The sequence below is a fragment of the Streptomyces sp. NPDC005070 genome, from assembly GCF_053600395.1.
Map to the genome: position 1 here is coordinate 1 of NZ_JBSFZS010000493.1, position 1,497 is coordinate 1,497.

Sequence of the window (1,497 nt, forward strand, 5' to 3'; positions counted from 1 at the left end):
ACGGGAACCCTTCACGAGCGAGAGCCGTCAGCATGTCTCGGTCTGGGAGAAGCCCGTCGACTGACCGCGAACCGGATCGGGGCCCGCCGACTGACCGCGAATGGGATCAGGGCCCGTTGACTGACCGTGAACCGGACCGGGGTTCGCCGACTGACCGTGAACCGGCCCGGGGTCCGTCGGCGGGGCGTGTTCTCAGGGCCGAAGCACGATCTTCCCGTGGGTTCGCCGCAGTTCCAGCTCGCGGAACGCGTCCCGTACCCGCTCCAGTGGGTAGACGCGGGCGATGGGCACCTCCAGCTCTCCACGCGCCGCGAGCCGGGCCAGTTCGCCGACCACCACCGCGCAGGCCGCCGCGCCCTCGCCGTACGTGTGCGCGCCGATCCGGGCGGCCGCCTCCCAGTCGCGGATCGTGTTGATCCGCTCGGGCCGCACGCCCAACTCCACTGCCAGATCGACGTAGCCGTCGCCGAACGTGTCGATGAACGCGTCGACCGTCCCACCGGAAGCCTGCCGGATCCGCTCCGCCGCACCCTCGCCGTAGGGGACGGGAATCACCCCCTGTTCCTTCAGCCAGGCGTGGTTCCGCTCGCTCGCCAGCCCGATCACCGTGGCACCGCGCCGTCGCGCGAGCTGTACGGCGAGTGCCCCGACGCCGCCGGCCGCACCGGACACCACGACGGTGTCGGTCGGGCCGGGGTCGACCGCGAACACGGAGGCGTACGCGGTCGTGCCGGCCACGTACAACGAGCCGGCCACCTCCCAGGCGAGCCCCTTCGGACGCGACACCAGCTTCACGTCCTCCACGGCGACGAACTCCGCGTGGCTCGCCCTGTTGTGGGTGAAGCCCAGGACCTCGTCACCCACCGCGAAGCCCCGCACCTCGGGACCGGTCTCCACCACGACCCCTGCCAGATCGCTGCCCTGCCCGGAAGGGAAGGAAGCCGGCCAGCGTTTGTGCCGCGCACCCTCGCGGATCATCACCTCGCCGGGCTGGATCCCGGCCGCCCGAACCTCGACGAGCACCTCCCCGGGGCCGGGCGTCGGACGCTCCACCTCCTCGACCCGCAGCACGTCGATACCGCCGTACTCGTGGAACCGCACCGCCTTCATCCTGCGATCACCGCTCTTCCTCGTTCGGGCGAAACAGGGGCGCCGGAGCCCCGGAAGGACCGCGCGGCGACCATGACGTCGGACTCAACTGCCGTGCGGGGCAGTAGTGTTCCCGCGTGCGGGCCATACCGGCCGCCCATGCACACCGAGAGGACTCCACGTCGATGGACCCCGGCACAGCCCTGTTTGCCGAGCGACCGTGGTTCGCGGCCAACGAGATCCTGGCGTTCGTGGTGGAGCTCGCCGCGCTCGCCTGTCTGAGCTGGTGGGGATTCACCGTCGGTGACAGTGGGCCGCTCCACATCCTGCTCGGCCTGGGGGTGCCCCTGACGGCCATCGTGCTCTGGTCGCTGTTCGCGGCGCCGAAGGCACGGCTGAGGCCCGGGC

Annotated in this window: 2 protein-coding genes; one reads left to right on the forward strand and one right to left on the reverse strand. The window is 71.3% G+C overall.

All coding sequences use genetic code 11. From position 1 onward, the window contains the following. Window positions 1-192: 192 nt before the first annotated feature. Window positions 193-1,110 carry an NADP-dependent oxidoreductase gene (locus tag ACWEBX_RS40520; protein WP_451889694.1) on the reverse strand — a complete coding sequence of 306 codons (918 nt, stop codon included), beginning with the start codon at window positions 1,108-1,110 and terminating at the stop codon, window positions 193-195. Between the two features lie 164 nt (window positions 1,111-1,274). On the opposite strand from ACWEBX_RS40520, the gene ACWEBX_RS40525 reads away from it, so the two are divergent. Beyond that, on the forward strand, window positions 1,275-1,497 hold a 223-nt coding region (locus ACWEBX_RS40525; RefSeq protein ID WP_451889695.1), incomplete at its 3' end, for a YrdB family protein.

Excerpts from the sequence above, each read along its gene's own strand:
- ACWEBX_RS40520 (WP_451889694.1), bottom strand. The coding sequence starts at position 1,110 with ATGAAGGCGGTGCGGTTCCACGAGTACGGCGGTATCGACGTGCTGCGG.